This is a genomic window from Streptomyces sp. NPDC053079 (assembly GCF_044546695.1).
GTDB lineage: Bacteria > Actinomycetota > Actinomycetes > Streptomycetales > Streptomycetaceae > Streptomyces.
Genome location: NZ_JBITZJ010000001.1, coordinates 1,412,898 through 1,428,355 on the forward strand (window position 1 = coordinate 1,412,898; position 15,458 = coordinate 1,428,355).

15 protein-coding genes are annotated in these 15,458 nt (G+C 71.2%); 8 read left to right on the top strand and 7 right to left on the bottom strand.

All coding sequences use genetic code 11. The features are described 5' to 3' along the window. Positions 1 to 121: 121 nt before the first annotated feature. On the bottom strand, positions 122 to 1,060 hold the full coding sequence (locus ACIGXW_RS05905; protein ID WP_399570225.1) for a LysR family transcriptional regulator: 939 nt from the start codon (positions 1,058 to 1,060) through the stop codon (positions 122 to 124). Positions 1,061 to 1,144: 84 nt separating this feature from the next. Between ACIGXW_RS05905 and ACIGXW_RS05910 the strand changes: the two genes are divergently transcribed. Next, positions 1,145 to 2,371, top strand: a complete 1,227-nt coding sequence (locus tag ACIGXW_RS05910; protein ID WP_399570227.1) for an amidohydrolase family protein — start codon at positions 1,145 to 1,147, stop codon at positions 2,369 to 2,371. A gap of 1 nt (position 2,372) precedes the next feature. Beyond that, positions 2,373 to 3,317, top strand: coding sequence for an amidohydrolase family protein (locus tag ACIGXW_RS05915; RefSeq protein WP_399570229.1), 945 nt, complete (start codon positions 2,373 to 2,375; stop codon positions 3,315 to 3,317). 82 nt (positions 3,318 to 3,399) lie between these two features. Here ACIGXW_RS05915 and ACIGXW_RS05920 read toward each other — a convergent pair whose 3' ends face one another. Next, complete coding sequence (locus ACIGXW_RS05920; protein ID WP_399570231.1) at positions 3,400 to 3,792, bottom strand: MarR family winged helix-turn-helix transcriptional regulator; 393 nt, start codon at positions 3,790 to 3,792, stop codon at positions 3,400 to 3,402. Between the two features lie 21 nt (positions 3,793 to 3,813). Here ACIGXW_RS05920 and ACIGXW_RS05925 point away from each other — a divergent pair, with 21 nt between their 5' ends. Beyond that, positions 3,814 to 4,686, top strand: a complete 873-nt coding sequence (locus ACIGXW_RS05925) for an MFS transporter (protein ID WP_399570233.1) — start codon at positions 3,814 to 3,816, stop codon at positions 4,684 to 4,686. A gap of 310 nt (positions 4,687 to 4,996) precedes the next feature. Then, a complete protein-coding gene (locus tag ACIGXW_RS05930) occupies positions 4,997 to 6,313 on the top strand; it encodes a hypothetical protein (protein WP_399570236.1) in 1,317 nt (438 codons plus the stop codon). Between the two features lie 24 nt (positions 6,314 to 6,337). On the opposite strand, the gene ACIGXW_RS05935 is transcribed toward ACIGXW_RS05930, so the two are convergent. The 3 genes from ACIGXW_RS05935 to ACIGXW_RS05945 form a co-directional block, all read right to left on the bottom strand. Continuing rightward, positions 6,338 to 7,240 carry an alpha/beta fold hydrolase gene (locus ACIGXW_RS05935; RefSeq protein WP_399570238.1) on the bottom strand — a complete coding sequence of 301 codons (903 nt, stop codon included), beginning with the start codon at positions 7,238 to 7,240 and terminating at the stop codon, positions 6,338 to 6,340. A 158-nt stretch (positions 7,241 to 7,398) separates the two neighbouring features. Further along, positions 7,399 to 8,997, bottom strand: coding sequence for an amidase family protein (locus tag ACIGXW_RS05940; RefSeq protein ID WP_399570241.1), 1,599 nt, complete (start codon positions 8,995 to 8,997; stop codon positions 7,399 to 7,401). A gap of 312 nt (positions 8,998 to 9,309) precedes the next feature. Further along, complete coding sequence (locus tag ACIGXW_RS05945) at positions 9,310 to 9,780, bottom strand: DIP1984 family protein (protein WP_071967230.1); 471 nt, start codon at positions 9,778 to 9,780, stop codon at positions 9,310 to 9,312. A 232-nt stretch (positions 9,781 to 10,012) separates the two neighbouring features. Here ACIGXW_RS05945 and ACIGXW_RS05950 point away from each other — a divergent pair, with 232 nt between their 5' ends. From ACIGXW_RS05950 to ACIGXW_RS05960, 3 genes are all read left to right on the top strand, one after another. Further along, entirely contained in the window at positions 10,013 to 10,318 is a 306-nt protein-coding gene (locus ACIGXW_RS05950) for a hypothetical protein (protein ID WP_399570243.1), read from the top strand. 268 nt (positions 10,319 to 10,586) lie between these two features. Continuing rightward, complete coding sequence (locus ACIGXW_RS05955; protein WP_399570246.1) at positions 10,587 to 13,325, top strand: BTAD domain-containing putative transcriptional regulator; 2,739 nt, start codon at positions 10,587 to 10,589, stop codon at positions 13,323 to 13,325. Between the two features lie 143 nt (positions 13,326 to 13,468). Then, complete coding sequence (locus ACIGXW_RS05960; protein ID WP_071967233.1) at positions 13,469 to 13,876, top strand: hypothetical protein; 408 nt, start codon at positions 13,469 to 13,471, stop codon at positions 13,874 to 13,876. 298 nt (positions 13,877 to 14,174) lie between these two features. Here ACIGXW_RS05960 and ACIGXW_RS05965 read toward each other — a convergent pair whose 3' ends face one another. Beyond that, a complete protein-coding gene (locus ACIGXW_RS05965) occupies positions 14,175 to 14,708 on the bottom strand; it encodes a GNAT family N-acetyltransferase (RefSeq protein ID WP_399570249.1) in 534 nt (177 codons plus the stop codon). Positions 14,709 to 14,721: 13 nt separating this feature from the next. Beyond that, complete coding sequence (locus ACIGXW_RS05970; protein ID WP_399570252.1) at positions 14,722 to 15,099, bottom strand: SDR family NAD(P)-dependent oxidoreductase; 378 nt, start codon at positions 15,097 to 15,099, stop codon at positions 14,722 to 14,724. A gap of 31 nt (positions 15,100 to 15,130) precedes the next feature. Between ACIGXW_RS05970 and ACIGXW_RS05975 the strand changes: the two genes are divergently transcribed. Next, positions 15,131 to 15,421 (top strand): ArsR/SmtB family transcription factor, encoded by a 291-nt coding sequence (locus tag ACIGXW_RS05975; protein WP_399570254.1) that lies wholly within the window; start codon positions 15,131 to 15,133, stop codon positions 15,419 to 15,421. Positions 15,422 to 15,458 lie beyond the last annotated feature (37 nt).

The following is a 15,458-nucleotide window of genomic DNA, read 5'->3' on the forward strand; positions in this document are numbered from 1 at the left end:
GCGCCTTCGGCGCCCGCCCCCCCCCCCCCTTCATCCCCCCGGGCCCCCCCCCCCCCGCGGCCCCCCCCCCCCCCCGCCCGCCCCCCGCCCCCCCCCCCCGCGCGGCGCCCGACGGGGGTCTTCAGGTGACGGCTTTGCAGACGAGGGGCTCTTCCGCCTCGAGCCGGCGGGCGGTGTCGTGGGTGAGGGTGCGGAACCAGCGGTGGCCGGTGTCGTGGGTGTGGACGGGGTGCCACCACAGGGCCTCGTTGATCGGTCCCGCGTCGAAGGGGCAGGGGAGCACGCGCAGGGTCGGTGGGAGGGGTACGGCCCTGGTCAGGCGTCGCTGGATGACGGCGACGCGGTCGGTGCCGGCCACGTACAGGGGCAGGGCCAGGAAGCTGTCGGTGACGGCTTCGGGTTGGAGCTGGAGGCCGCTTTCGGCGAGGCGGTGCAGCATGAAGCGGGAGTCGCGCGGCTCGAACTGCCCCAGGACCCATCGAAGTTCACCGATGTCGTTCGCACCGGGTGTGGCGCGGGTGAGGGGGTGGTGCTGGTCGGCGATGAGGACCCATTCGTCGGAGAAGAGCGCCAGGCTCGGCAGTCCGCTCACGCCGCTGTCCCGGGGTGCGATCAGCCCGTCCACCGCGGAGGCGCCGGCTTCGTCGTGCATGGCTTCGGGGGTGCCGAACTGGCGGAATCGCAGCCGGGCGTGCGGTGCCCGCTCCTGGAAGGCGGTCAGGAGCCGGGGGCCGAGGACGGCCATGGCGTAGTCGGAGACGTGGAGGGTGAACTCTCGCTCGGTGGTGGCGGGTTCGAAGTGGGATTTGGTGGCGAAGAGCCGGTCGGACAGCTGCAGGACGCCGCCGGTCTGTTCCTGCAGCTGCTGTCCGAGCGGGGTGAGCCGGTAGCGGTTGCCCTCGCGTACGAGCAGGTCGTCGCCGAAGTGTCGGCGCAGGCGCGCGAGCATGGCGCTGGCCGCCGGCTGGCTGACCCCGATCCGCTCGGCCGCGCGGCTGACGTGCCGCTCTTCGAGCAGGGCCTGGAGGGCGATGAGCAGGTTGAGATCAGGACGGGCCACCCCCCCGACGCTATCAGCTGGACTGATAAACCCATATGGATCATTGATTTCCTTTATGTCGTGTGCGGCAGAAGACTCGATGACATGAACCAGCACGAACCGAGCATCGCGCTCACCAACGCTCTCCTCATCGACGGCACCGGCGGGCCCGTGATCGACGGCGCGACCGTCGTCATCTCCGGCAGCCGGATCGCCGCCGCCGGGACCGACATACCGGTCCCTCCCCGGGCGACGGTGGTCGACCTGGAGGGCAAGGCGGTCCTTCCGGGGCTGATCGACGCCCATGTGCACCTGGGCGGCTTGGGGTTTGGCAGTACGCCGCCGTTCGGCGGCCGGGCCGTCACCGACGACTACGCCGCCGCCCGCGAGGGGGCCTTGCGCTACGGGGTCACCACCCAGCGCAGCCTGGGCGACTTCCTCCACGACAGCATCGCCCTACGCGACGGCATCGAGAACGGCACGCTGACTGGGGCCCGCATCGTGACCAGCGGGCCGAGCTTCCAGGTCGAGGGCGGGCACCCCAACGCCACCGTCTGGGGCAGCGACCCGGCGGCCGTACGGGAAGGCGCCCGCATGCCGAAGACGGCCGAGGAAGCCGCCCGGATGGTCGACGAGCTCGCCGCCGCGGGCGTCGACCTCGTCAAGATCATCATCTCGAACAACGCGATCTTCGGCCCGGCCCGTCCCGAGCTGAAGATGCCCTGGCACCTCACCGAGGCCATCGCCGGTGCCGCTCACGCCTACGGCCTGCGGGTCGCCGCCCACACCGAGACCGTCGAGGACGCCAGGGATGCGGTCGAGCGGGGTGTCGACGACATCGAGCACCTGGTGCTGCGTGCGGAGGAACCGCAGGACGAGGCGGCCGCCGAGGAGCTGTTCGCCCTCATGGCGGACCGCAGCACCTACCTCGTACCCACGATGGTGGCGCACCAGTTCGAGGCGGCCCCCAACGGGGACGCCCGCACCCTGCGCTACGGCAACCACCTGGTCCGCCGCGCCTACGAGGCGGGCGTACGGCTCGGGGTGGGCTCGGACGCGCACTCCCCGGGGCTGCACGGCTGGAAGCTGCGCGACGAGCTGGTGATGATGGTCCACGACCAGGGCATCCCGGCCCCCGCGGCCCTGTCCATGGCGACAAAGGCCAATGCCGAGCTGCTCGGCATCGCCGACCGCCTGGGCACGGTCGAGGCGGGCAAGCTCGCCGACCTGCTGATCGTCTCCGGCAACCCGGCCCAGGACATCACCGCCATCGGCCGCGTCCACCAGGTGATCCGAAGCGGCCGGGTCGTCGTCGAGAGCGAGGGGGCGTGACGTGACGAAGATCGATGTCCATCACCACTTCCTGCCCGACTTCTACCGCCAGGCACTGATCGACAACGGGCACTCCCGCCCCGACGGCATCTGGGGCATCCCCGACTGGGACGAGACCTCCGCCCTTCGCATGCTCGACGAGGCCGAGATCGCCAAGGCGTATCTGTCGATCTCGTCCCCCGGAGTCCACTTCGGCGACGCGGCCGCGGCCCGCGCCCTGGCCCGGCGGGTCAACGAGGAGGCCGCGCGGCTCGCGCGAGCCCACCCGGGCCGGTTCGGGTTCTTCGCCTCGACGCCGCTGCCCGACATCGACGGAGCCCTGACGGAGATCACGTACGCCTTCGACGAGCTCGGCGCCGACGGCGTGGTCTTCGAGACCAACTTCGACGGCCTCTACCTGGGCAACGAGCAACTGGAGCCGGTCTACGCCGAACTCGGCCGCCGCAACGCCGTGCTGTTCCTGCACCCCACCAGCCCTGCCGCCCCCTGCACCGGGCACGCCCCGGCCCTGCCGTATCCGCGGCCCATGCTGGAGTTCCTCTTCGACACCACGCGGACGGTGACCGACATGGTGCTCTCCGGTGTGCTGGAGCGTCACCCGGGTCTCCGCGTGATCGTCCCGCACGCCGGTGCCGTCCTGCCCGCCGTCGCCTCGCGCGTCGACGTCATCGGCGCGCGCACGGCCGGCAAGGAACACAAGCAGCCGCTGCGCAGCGCCCTGCGCACGCTCCACTTCGACCTGGCGGGCATGCCCCTGCCCGAGATGCTGCCGGCCCTGCTGAACGTCGCCGACCCGACCCGTCTCCACTACGGCAGCGACTGGCCCTTCACCCCGCTGCCGGAAGTCCTCAACTGGGCCGAACGCCTCCAAGCGGCCACCACCGCCCTAGGCGAGGACGGCCTCGCCAAGGCCCTGCGCACCAACACCGAGGCGCTCTTCAGCTGAGCATCCGAACATCGCTGCCTGCCGGCTGCACGCGCAGCCGGCAGGCAGCCCCGCACCGCGTGGTGAGCGCGCGGGCGGCCCGTCAGCGCCGACGGTCGCCGGCCGTCTTCTCGACGTGGTCGCCCATCACCTCGGCGAGACGCTCCAGCGCCTCGAGCACCTCGGCGCGGGTCCCGCCCAGCGCCTGGAACATCTCGGCCTCCACCGCCAGGCGCCGGGGAAACAGCGAGTCCATCAGGCGCTTGCCTTCCTCGGTGATGGTCACCAGCGAGGCGCGCCGGTCGGCCGGATTGGGCGTGCGCTCGATCAGCCCCCGCCGCTCCAGCTTCGCCAGCGCCTTGCTCACCGCCGCCTGGGTCAGCCCCAGGTCCTCGGCGAGCCGGCGCGCGATCACCGGCTCCCCCTCGTAACGCAGCGGCACCAGGAAATCCAGCTCCTGCAACGTCAGACGCTCCTGATCCTGCGCCTGTTCCAAGGCGTCGCGGCCGCCACCGGCATGGTCCTTGCCCGCGCTGTCCTCACCGACCGCTTCGACGGCCCCGAGGTCCCCCGCTACTTCGCCCTGCTCGCCCAGGTCCTGGGCATCGCCCCCGTGGCAGCCCCCGTCCTCGGCGGCGCCATCCTCGGCGTGACCGCCTGGCGCGGCATCTTCGTCGCCCTCGCCCTGGCCGGCGCCCTGCTCACCGTGGCGGTGCTGGCCAAGGTCCCCGAGACCCTGCCCCCGCAGAACCGGCAGTCACAGGGGCTGGCAAACACGTTCCGCGCCATGGGCGGCCTGTGCCGCCAGCGCGCGTTTATGGGCTACGTACTCGTCCTCGGCCTCACCTCGGCCGCACTGTTCGCCTACATCAGCGGGTCCAGCTTCATCTTCGAGCACCTGCACGGCGTCTCGTCCACGGCCTACTCCCTGATCTTCGCCACCAACGCCGTCGGCATGCTGATCGCGGGCTTCGCCTTCAGCAGGCTCTCTCGGAAGATCAGCCTCAACACCATGCTGACCACGGGCGTCGCTGTATGCGGCCTCGGAGTGACCGGCCAGCTGGCCATCCTCGGCACAGCCGGTGAAACCCTCGCCGGCACCTGGGCCAGTCTCTTCGTCACCCTCCTCGGCGTCGGACTGATCTTCCCCGCCGCCACCACCCTCGGCCAGGCCCTCGGCCGCACGGCCCCCGGAGCCGCCTCCGCCCTCCTCGGCGGCCTGCAATTCCTCTTCGGCGCCCTCGCCTCCCCCCTCGTCGGCCTGTTCGGCGAAACCAGCTCCACCCCCATGGCCCTCATCATGCTCATCGCCGTCGCCCTCGCCGCCCTCGCCCTGATCACCCTCGCCCGCCCCTGGCTCCGCCACGGCGAAACGCTCACAGACAGCTGACCCCCACTGGGGTCAGGAGCCCACGAACCGTGCCCTGCCTCCGGGCCCCGTGGTGGCCGGAGAGGACCCGAATGCTGAGCGGCCAACCATCCCGCCACAAACGGGCCAACCACGGATCCACACGGCCGCCTGATGTGCGGGGAAGCGAAGACTGCCGACCATCTATCGCTCAACGTCACAGACGCCCCCTGCCGCAATCGCCGTATCCATGACGGATCACGCCCTCCGGTCCATTGACCGCCGCATCCGAGCGGGGTTGGCTGCACCGGCGCCGGTCGGGCGCATGTGTGCGAGTCCACAGGGGGACATGATGCGTTACTTCAGACAGGCCGCCGTGGTCACGGCGCTCCTGGGCGCCTGCGCCACGGTCTTACCCGCGGCCGCGGAAGCGGCCGGGCACCTCCCGCACATCGAGCGGGTGAGCACCGCCGCCGACGGCAGCCAGGCCGACGGGGATTCCGACGCGCCCGTCGTCAGCGCGGGCGGCCGCCACCTCGCCTTCACCTCACGGGCGACGAATCTGGTGCCCGGGGTCCGCGACGGCAGGTACCACCTCTACGTCAAGGACATCCGGACCGGGGCGATCGACCTCGTCGACGCGGCGAGCGACGGCACGCCGGCCGACGGCGAGTCCTACGGCAACTCGATCAACGGCGACGGGCGGTACGTCGCCTTCGCCTCACGGGCCACGAACCTGGCCCCGGGCCGGCACAACACCCTCGGACCCGACGTCTACGTCCGTGACCGGTGGACGGGACGGACCGAGATCCTCACCGAGAACCGCAAGCAGGAGCCCGCGAGCAGCTCCGCCCCGTCCATCAGCGCCGACGGCCGCTACGTCGCCTTCGACTCCTCACGCCGGGACCTCGTCCCGTACGACACCAACGACGTCGAGGACGTGTTCGTGCACGACCGCCGCTCGGGCACCACCGAGCGCATCAGCGTCCGTCCCGACGGCTCGCAGTCCACGGGCCCCTCCTACCGGCCCGTGATCAGCGCGGACGGCAGCCGCGTGGTGTTCCAGAGCATCGGCCTCGGGCCCATCGACTGGGCCAATCCCCAGCGCCCGCGCAACTACGGGCTCTACGCGTACGACATGCGCACCCGGAGCATCCAGGCGGCGGCCCGGACGTACGAGGGGGCGGCCGTGGAGGTCCTCAGCCGGGCCGGGGTGAGCCCTGACGGCCGCCACGTTTTCTTCTCCTCCAACTCGGCCAAAGTCGTGCGCGGCGACACGAACGACCTTGCGGACACCTTCGCCGTGGACCTGCACAACGGCACCACCCAGCGGTTGAGCCTCGCGCCGGACGGTACGCAGGCCAACGGCCCCTCCTCCAGCGGCGCGGTCATGAGCGCCGACGGCAGGCGTGCGTTCTTCGCTTCGGCCGCCTCCAACCTGGTGGCCGGCGACACCAACCAGGAATTGGACCTGTTCGCACGCGACCTGCGCACCGGCCGAACCGAGCGGATCAACCTCGCTCACGACGGCGCGCAGGCCGACGACTCCTCGGACGACGTCTCCGTCGACGCCGCGGGCCGCATCGCGGTCTTCAGCAGCCGGGCGGGCAACCTCGTGCCCCACGACACCAACCGCGTCCGCGACGTCTTCCTCCGCCACCTGCGCTGACGGGGCAGGCCCGGGCGCACGGCCTCAGTCGTCGAGCGAGGTCCCTTCGATGCGGTGGACGAGGTCGGTGATCAGCGAGGCGATCCTGGGCCACAGCTCGCGAGGAATGTTGTGCCCCATGCCGTCGATGATCACCAGTTCGGAGTCGGGGACGGCAGCGGCGGTGGCCCGACCGCCACTGACGTCACACATGACGTCGTCGGCTCCGTGGATCACCAGAGTGGGGACCTTCAGCGACCGCAGCCGTTCCGTGCGGTCTCCGGAGGCCAGGACCGCGACGCCCTGGCGCATGATGCTCAGGGGGTCGTGGCCCCGGTCGTAGGCACGTCCGGCACGTTCGGCCACCGTGGCCTCGTCGAATGCGAACCCGGGGGATCCGATGACCCGGATGGCCCGTACGTACCAGTCGACGTAGCTCTGACGGTCCTCCGGCTGCGCCCCCAGCCCGGCCAGCTTCGCCAGGTCGGCCTGGCCCACACCGCGGTCACCGGTGGAGGACATCATCGACGTGAGCGACCGGGTCCGGCCGGGATGCTCGATCGCGATCGTCTGGGCGATCATCCCGCCCAGGGAGGCGCCGACCATGTGGGCACTGTCAAGCCCGAGCACGTCGAGCAGGCCGACCGTGTCGGCGGCCATGTCCGACAGCGTGTAGGACGCCGACGAGAAGTCGCCGGCCAGCGCCGCCTGCAGATCGGGCACCGGCGCCTCGTGGCAATGCGTCGAACGGCCGCTGTCGCGGTTGTCGAACCGGATCACCTGCACACCGCGGCCGACCAGCTCGGCACAGAACCCTTCCGGCCAGTGGATCATCTGAGCTCCGCCGCCCATCATCAGCAGCACGGGCGGCGCCCCCGGGTCACCGAAACGCTCGTAGACCACCTCGATGCCCGACGGGCCGACACCCAGAGCCTTCTCTTCGCTCACCGAAACACCATCTCCCCCGAAACGCTACGAACCGGCTGATACACGGCCAGAAGCTACCCAGCCTGTCGACGGAAAACGCTCGTCCGCGGGTCTCCGGCGCGACCGTCCGCGGGTCTCCGGCGTGACGCGTCGAGTGAAGTGCTCCCGACGTCGCACCGTCACTGACCCGGCCCCACCGTCGGCAGGTAGCGCGGCGCGCGCCAGGCGCTCAGCCGGTGCTCCACCGAGGCCCCCAGCGACAGCAGTCGGCCGTCCTGGTGGTCACCGGCAATGAGGAGCAGGCCGACCGGCAGCTGGTTCACGAAACCGGCGGGCACGGACAACGACGGGTAGCCGGCCACGGCCGCCGGGGTGGAGGAGGGGATCACGTCGTTGTCGCCCCGCGCACAGTCGGTCGTCCAGGCGGGAGGATTGGTCGGCGAGGCGATGGCGTCCAGGCGGTGGGCGGCCATGGTCTCGTCGATGGAACGCCGTGACAGGTCCTTCAGCTCGGCGCGCATCGCCCGGTACTCCGGGCTGGTGGTGGGAGGCGCGGTGAGGGCCCGCTCGAACAGCTCCTGGCCGGCGAAGCAGGTTCGCTCCGCCGGGTGGGCACGGTTGAACTCGATCAGCCCGGCGAGGTCGCGAGGCCCGCGGCGGGTCGCGAGATAGGCGTCGATGTCCCGGTGGAACTCACTCAGCAGCGCCGGGAACTCGAGCTCGGCCAGCCGCTCCTGATACGGGGGAGTGACCTCGACGACCTCGGCACCCGCGGCGCGCAGCCGCTCCGCCGTACGGGTCATCAGGGCGTCCACTTGCGGCCCGAGCGAGGGCAGGCGCCACAGGCCGATCCGGCGACCGCGCAGACCGTCGCGGTGTGCCGGCCGGTCCATGAGACCGGGGGAGCCGTCGAGGCCCGCGGTCCTGCCACCGCTGAGCACCGAGAGGGTGAGCGCGGCGTCGGTCACGTTGCGGGCCATGGGCCCCGCGGTGTCCTGCTCGGCGGAGATCGGCACCACACCGGCTCCACTGACGAGCCCGAGGCTGGGCTTGTGGCCGACCACCCCGTTCATGCCGGCCGGGCACACGATGGAGCCGTCCGTCTCGGTACCGATCGCCACCTGCGACAACGACGCGGCGAGCGCGGCGGCCGAGCCGGAGGACGACCCGCACGGATTGCGGTCCAGGACGAACGGATTGTTCGTCTGCCCGCCCACCGCCGACCACCCCGACGTCGGCTTCTCCGCACGGAAGTTCGCCCACTCGGACAGGTTCGTCTTGCCCAGGATCACCGCCCCTGCGTCCCGCAACCGGGTCACCAGGGCGGCGTCGGTCTCCGGCGGGCGCCCGGCCAGCGCCAGCGACCCGGCCGTGGTCGGCAAGTCGCGGGTGTTCACGTTGTCCTTCAGCAGGACGGGGATGCCGTCCAGCGGCCCACGCGTCTCGCCGCGCCGGTGCCTGACATCACTGGCGACCGCCTGACGCAGGGCCGTCGGGTCGGTGCGCAGGACCGCGTGGATCCGGGGGTTGACGGCCTCGATCCGCCGCAGATACGCGCTGGTCAGCGCCGACGAGCTCAACGAGCCATCCGCCATGCGACGCTGCAGCTCCGGGATCGTCACCGTATCGAGGTCGAAGCCCAGCGCCCGGGGCGAACCGGCCGGCGGCGGACTGCCGGTGCCGGATGCCTCGGCTTGTGCAGGTGGACCCGGGGCGCCCGTCACGACGGATCCCGCCACCAGAGCGACGATGAGTGCAGCAGTGCTCCTCTTCCCCATGGGACACAGGGCACTACATGCCTGTGTCCGGGCGCAAGGGTGCCGCGGGCCTGCGATGCCCGCTGTGATGTGGAGAGCCCCGAACCCGCCCTCGCCGTTCCGGATCTGCACGCGGTGATGTGCTGTGCGATGTGCACTGTTACCTGTACGCGATGCTGAGCTGCACTGTTGATGGGGAATCGAACCCCCGCGTTGCTCTTCACGCACCAGGAATGGGCTGGAAAAACCGCCGGCCCTCGGTGTGTGCACGCCTCCGAATCGGCTACCTGCTCCACATCTTCATCTCGGCTGGATTCATCTCTGCCGGACTGCTCAGTCCAGCAGATCGACCTCCCAGTTCGTGCGCTGAATGCGCACGTCGATCTCACGTATCTCCCGTGCGAGCACATCCGCTTGACTGCGCAGTTCCGCGACCGGAAGCGCGGAGAGCACCATCAGCTCGGATCGAAGCTGCCGACCGTATCCCCGCTCGCCCGTACCCGCTGCCGCGTCCGCCGCCGCGGTGACCACCGAGTGACGCAGCCGCAGCACGTCCCGGCGCGCGAGCGCGTCGGTGAGCGTGCCGTCCTGGCCCATGTCCACTGCGGCATTGGTGCGGTTGATCCGCCGGATCAGCGACTCCAGAGTGCACAGCACCTCACCGGCCTCGGCCAGCAAATGAGCCGCGTCCTCGGCGGGCGTCTCACCTTCCTGATACCGCGCATTACTGACGACGCGCGCTCGCAACTGCTCCACGCGGCGCGTCGCCTCGGCACGTTCTGCCAGCGCCTCAGCAAGCTTCACTTTCTCCACCTCCCGTCCCTCGTGAGTTCGCGCAAGTATACGGACGTGAACCGGCCCAACCGCACCTGCATTTTCGGGTCCCCTCATGCCGCCACACGCCGCGTGAGGTTCGAACCCGCCCGCGCGGGAAAGGCGGAGAACCCCACTCCCACACGCCCGGCGCACCGGCTACCGACGGCACCGTTCCGAGCCCACCATCAGTGCAAAGGCCAAAACGAGAGAGGGTAACCCCGTGAAATCGAGGAACTTCCGCCTCGCCCCGGCGGCGGCGGTGGTCACCGCGGGACTGCTGTTCGCCGGCACGGCGGGGGCGGCTGTCGCGGCTCCGTCGGAGGAGTCCCCGACCCCGACGAGCAGCGTGAGCGAGGAGGCGAAGGCGGACTGGAAGCCGGGAGCCTGGTACGACGACGAGGAGGCCTGCAAGAAGGCAGGCGAGAAGGGCAAGCAGGACCACAAGTGGCGTGAGTACCGCTGCAAGCGCGAGGAGAGGCACCCCAACCAGTACGACTACCAGTGGCACCTGTACTACCGCCCTTGAAGAACGGGACGGAACGACAACACCGTGCTCTCCGGGCGAACGCCTGGAGGGCACGGGCACGCCTCCTCCGCCTCCGTTGCAGCGCTGCCGATGAGGGTTCGACAGCGGCCGCCCGCAGGAGAGTTCCGCACGTCACGGGCAGGACAGGTCCCGAATGGCCGGGACCTTACTCATGATCCGTAAGGGATCGGCATAGGCTCGACCAGAGGTCTTGAACCGACGAATGGCGAGCGGTCATACGTCGGACGGACGAACAGGGAGAGCCCGCATGGAGTTCCGCGTGCTGGGGACGGTCGCCGTGGTGACGGACCGCGGCAGCCCGCTCCAGCTCGGGCCCGCCAAGCGTCGCAGCATGCTGGCCATGCTCCTCCTGCACCCCAACACGCCCGTCACCGTCGAGCGGCTGACCGAGGCGCTGTGGGACGAGGATCCGCCCCGGCGCTCCCGGACCGTCGTCCAGGGCCACGTCTCCCGCGTTCGCGCGCTGTTCGCGGAACACGGGGCACCGGACCACGGCGTCGAACTCCTCACCCAGGGGCAGTCCTACGTGCTCCGCCTGCCCGAGGCGCGGGTGGACGCCCACCGCTTCGAGGAGCTGCTCCGTCTCGCCCGCGAAGAGCGTGAACCCGCCGAGGCCGTGCCGATGCTCCGCCGGGCACTCGCCTTGTGGCAGGGACCCGCGCTCGACGGGACCGTCCCCAACCGGCTGCTGGAGAACGCCGCCCAAGGGCTGGACGAGCTGCGGCTGACCGCCGTGGAGGAACTGGCCGCTGCCCACGGGCGGCTCGGTGAGCACGGAGCAGCCGCGGCCGTCCTGCGCGCCGAAGCCGTCGCGAACCCCTTACGGGAACCGCTCATCGCCGCGCTGATGCTGGCCCTGGGCCGCGCGGGCCGACGATCGGACGCACTGGAGTTGTTCCACCGCACCCGACGGCTGCTCGCCGACCAGCTCGGCGTGGACCCCACAGCGGTGCTCGCCGACGCCCACACCACCCTCCTGAGAGCCGACGGCCCCCAGCCCTCACCGGCCCTGGCGGCGGGACCGCTGACTCCGTCCGGGCCGACACCGACCCCGCCTGGGCCCGCCGAGCCCCGGGCGCCGGAGGCGGCGGCGACGCCCGCCGCAGGACGCCCCCTCACGGCCGAACCCCAGTTGCTGCCCCGCCGGCCCCGGGCCTTCACAGGACGCGAGAGCGAACTGGCGGCACTCGACCGGGCCGTGGCCGCCGCACCCGATCCCATCGTCGTGATCACGGGCAGCGCCGGGGTCGGGAAGACCGCCTTCGCCGTGCACTGGGCACACTGCCACCGCGCCGACTTCCCGGACGGCCGCCTCTTCGCCGACCTCCACGGCTACAGCCCTCTGCCGGCCAGCAACACCACCGCGGTACTCCGCCAGTTCCTGCTCGCCCTTGGCGTCCCGACCGAGCGGATGCCCGCTTCCCCCGAGGCCATCGGAGCCCTCTACCGCGAACTGACCTCCGGACGCAGACTGCTCGTAGTCCTGGACAACGCCCGCGACTCCGAGCAGGTCCGGCCCCTGCTGCCCGACGGGGAGAACTGCGTCACCCTCGTCACCAGCCGCGACCGGCTCGGCGCGCTCGTGGCCTCGGACGCCGCCCGCCCCGTCCCGCTCGCCGAACTCCCCACCGCGCACTCCACCACACTGCTCGCCGCCGTTCTGGGACCCGACCTGGTCGCGGCCGATCCGGAAGGCGCCGCGCGACTCGCCGGCCTGTGCGACGGCCTGCCCCTGGCCCTGCGGGTCGCGGCCGCCCGCCTCGCCACCCGCCCGCACGTCGGCCTGGCCGCCTTCGCCGGTGAACTCGCCGTCGAACAGAGCAGGCTGGACCTGCTGAACATCGGCGACACCGGCGTCGCCGCCGCCCTCGCCCTCACCGTGCAACACCTGCCCGAACCGGCCCGGCACATGTTCCACCGGCTCGGGCCGCACACCGGAGCCACCCTCGACACCTGCACGGCCGCCGCACTCGCCGGCTGCGCACCCGACCGGGCGGCCGCCGCCCTCGACCAGCTGGCCGCCGCCCAACTGCTCGTGGAGGCGGGCCCCCAACACTACACGCTGCACGACCTCGTGCGGCTCTACGCCCGCAGCCTGTCCCCGGAGCACGACCCGGAGGTGCTGCTACGGCTCATCGACCACTGGCTGCACACCCTCCTCGCGGCCTGCGCCGCCGCGGAACCCGGCAGCGAACCGTGCTGCGTCCTCCCACCCGGGGCCCGGCGCTCAGCCGGCATACGGACGTTCACCGGCCGCAGGGACGCCCTCGTCTGGTACTCCACCGAACGGGACACCCTGCGCGGCGCGGTCGATGCCGCCGTCGCGGCGGGAGCCCACGACCGCGCCTGGCGTCTGGTCCTCCTGCAGTGGCCCCTGATCGTGTGGCAGGTCCGCGACGGCTGGGTGCCGCTGCTCGAGACGGGGCTGGCCTCGGCCGAGCTCGACGACGACCTCGGAGCCCAGGCCCGGGCCCGGGCACTGCTGGGCTGGGTCCTGGCCGAGGAGGGCAGAGCCGGCGAAGCCCTCGTACAGCTGGAACACGCGCCCGGACTCGCCGCCCGGGCCGGGGACACGGTCGGAGAAGCGATCGCCCGCATGAACCTCGCGGTCGCCCTGATGCGGTGCGGCGAACGGGAACGATCCCGGAGCCTGCTGGCCCATGCCCTCACCCTGGCCGAGCGGTCCGGCGTCACCGAAACGGTCACCCTCGCCCACCAGCACCTCACGCGGTACCTCCTGACCGTCGGCGCCGCCGATGAGGCAGTCGACCACGCCGCCCGCGGCCTGGCCCTGGCCGCACCCCCGCTCGCCGCACCCCGTCGCGTGGTGCTGCGCACCCTCTATGGCGAGGCTCTCGCCGCCACGGGCCGCACGCGTGAGGCCGTACAAGAGCTCGGCGACGCCATCCTCGAGGCGCGGGCCCACGCGTACGAGGAGGGTGAGGCCGCGGCGCGGGCCGTGCTCGCCGCGCTGGCGCAGTTCTAGCGCGCATCGGGGGCCGGGGTGCTCGAGCCGGCAACTCCGGGCCGATGTCCGGGTTGTCGTGCGATCTGTCCGGTGTCGCCCGGGCGGCTTTCCGTCCCGCGCGCCTGTCTGCGGTCGGGCGATTTTCGCGATAGCGAGGAGTCATGGCTCAGACTCTGGACGACCCGGCATACGGTACGGCGCTCTGCGAGACCTTCGAGCGTAGCTTCGGGCGACGCGACACCTGGCCTCCCCAGGCCGTCGCCGCCCACGCGCAGCTCAGACTCCTGAGACGGCTGATCGGTGACGAGGACTACGACTGCTTCCTGGAATGCGCGGTAGAGGCCCTCGACGAATGGGTCCGCGACCCAGGGCTTCGCGACATCCCCACCGTCTACCTCGGCCAGGCCCTGGGCCGGCACTACGGCGAGAGCCGGCCGGCGAGCCTCGGGGTGACATGGGGCATCGCCTACGGCCTGTGCGTCATGCTCCAGGAGAACGACTACGAAGTGGTGATCCGTGCCGCGGCACAGGCGTGGAAGGGCGGGCCCCTGGCCGCGGCCTGGGTCTAGCCGCCCTCTCGTTCCCCGGGCGCGTGCCGACGTGGGGCGGCTGTGGGCCGCCCCACGTCGGGGAAGGGCGGGAAGCCCGAGATCCTGGTCGAGTCGGGCAAGGCCCCGCTTGAGGCGTTCGTCCCGCAGACCCACCAGCCTGGTCACGAGGCGGAGGTCGACTTCGGTGACGTCACGATCCGCCTCGCCGGCGAGCTGGTGACCTGCCGCATCCGCTTCTGCCTGCCGACGCGAATGGGGATACCTGTCGCCAGGCGGCACTGCACGGATCCGTCCGCAAGGTCGAACGTCGGGTGTGTCAGAGCCGTCTCGTGGTGAACAAGGTGGTCCCGTGTACCGCGTCCACTTCCTTCCGATCGGTCTCGGTGAACCCGACCTTGGCCAGCACTCTGCGAGAAGCAGTGTTCCAGTCCCAGACGGTGGCCCACAGACGTTCGTACCCAGACGATCGCGCCCATTCCAGAACCGCCAACGAGGCCTCGGTCGCGTATCCCTGACGCCAAATTCGGCGTAGCAGCTCGAATGCCAGTTCCGGTTCCCCTACCGATCCTCGCCCACTGTCGACCAGCCCGCAATAGCCGATGACGTCACGAGGCGCCTTCCGTTCGACCGCCAGCAACCCGGTCGACCATACCTTGTTGGTGCGGATCGAATCCTTGAGCTCCGCGACCGTGGGGTGTCCGTCCGCGTCGATTCGGCGGTGCGGCGGCACTCGTGGATCACGTTCGGTCCACAGTTCACGCTGGACGACAGCCTCGTCTACCCGCCAAGGTCTGAGCAGCAGCCGACTCGTCTCGAGTAGAACCTCGCTGCCCGGCGCGCCAACAGTCATGACAGTAACCATCTCACGGGCGAACGAGCTGTCGTGCCACGGGGCATGGCGCCGATCGTAGACCTCGATATGCGGGACAACCGAGATCCATACCTGAGCGTCCCTTGCCCGCCGCGAGCACGTGCGGGGTGACCAGCCGGGCCATGCGGACCACGGAGAGCAGCAGCATGTCCAGGCCGTCGTGCCAGTCCTGGCCGGTGACCTCGAGCAGTGCGTCGTTCCTGGCGTGACCGGCGCCGTTGACGACGGCATCGATGCGGCCGTACTGCTCGATGGTGGTGTCGACCAGGCGGACGAGGTCGTCGGGGGCCGTCAGGGAGCCGACGGCGGCGATGCCGCCGAGCTCGCCCGCGAACCCTTCGACCCGGGGACCGACATCCAGCAGGGACACGCGGTGGCCCGCGTCGGCGAAGGCGGTGGCGATGCAGCGCGACCAGCTCCAGATCGAGGACGTCCTGGCGGCCCTCGGCCACCCCGTCCGGCTCGGGATCGTGCGCGAGCTCGCGGCCTCCCCCGACGCGCGCATCTGCGGCAGCCTCCCCCTCGCCATCACCAAGGCGACCGCCACCTTCCACTGGCGCGTGCTGCGGGAGTCGGGCATCACCCGGGAGCGGAAACAGGGCCGCTACAAGGTGGTGGAACTGCGCCGCGACGACCTCGAGACCCGCTTCCCCGGTCTCCTTGGCGCGGTCCTGAACGCCACGCCCCCCTGACTGACGCACGTGCCGGGGGATGACCCCTCGGGCAATG

Coding starts and splice junctions, on each gene's coding strand:
- ACIGXW_RS05960 (WP_071967233.1), top strand. CDS start 13,469: ATGGCTCAGACTCTGGACGACCCGGCATACGGTACGGCGCTCTGCGAG.
- ACIGXW_RS05910 (WP_399570227.1), top strand. CDS start 1,145: ATGAACCAGCACGAACCGAGCATCGCGCTCACCAACGCTCTCCTCATC.
- ACIGXW_RS05925 (WP_399570233.1), top strand. CDS start 3,814: ATGGTCCTTGCCCGCGCTGTCCTCACCGACCGCTTCGACGGCCCCGAG.
- ACIGXW_RS05940 (WP_399570241.1), bottom strand. CDS start 8,997: ATGGGGAAGAGGAGCACTGCTGCACTCATCGTCGCTCTGGTGGCGGGA.
- ACIGXW_RS05955 (WP_399570246.1), top strand. CDS start 10,587: ATGGAGTTCCGCGTGCTGGGGACGGTCGCCGTGGTGACGGACCGCGGC.
- ACIGXW_RS05975 (WP_399570254.1), top strand. CDS start 15,131: ATGCAGCGCGACCAGCTCCAGATCGAGGACGTCCTGGCGGCCCTCGGC.
- ACIGXW_RS05930 (WP_399570236.1), top strand. CDS start 4,997: ATGCGTTACTTCAGACAGGCCGCCGTGGTCACGGCGCTCCTGGGCGCC.
- ACIGXW_RS05965 (WP_399570249.1), bottom strand. CDS start 14,708: ATGACTGTTGGCGCGCCGGGCAGCGAGGTTCTACTCGAGACGAGTCGG.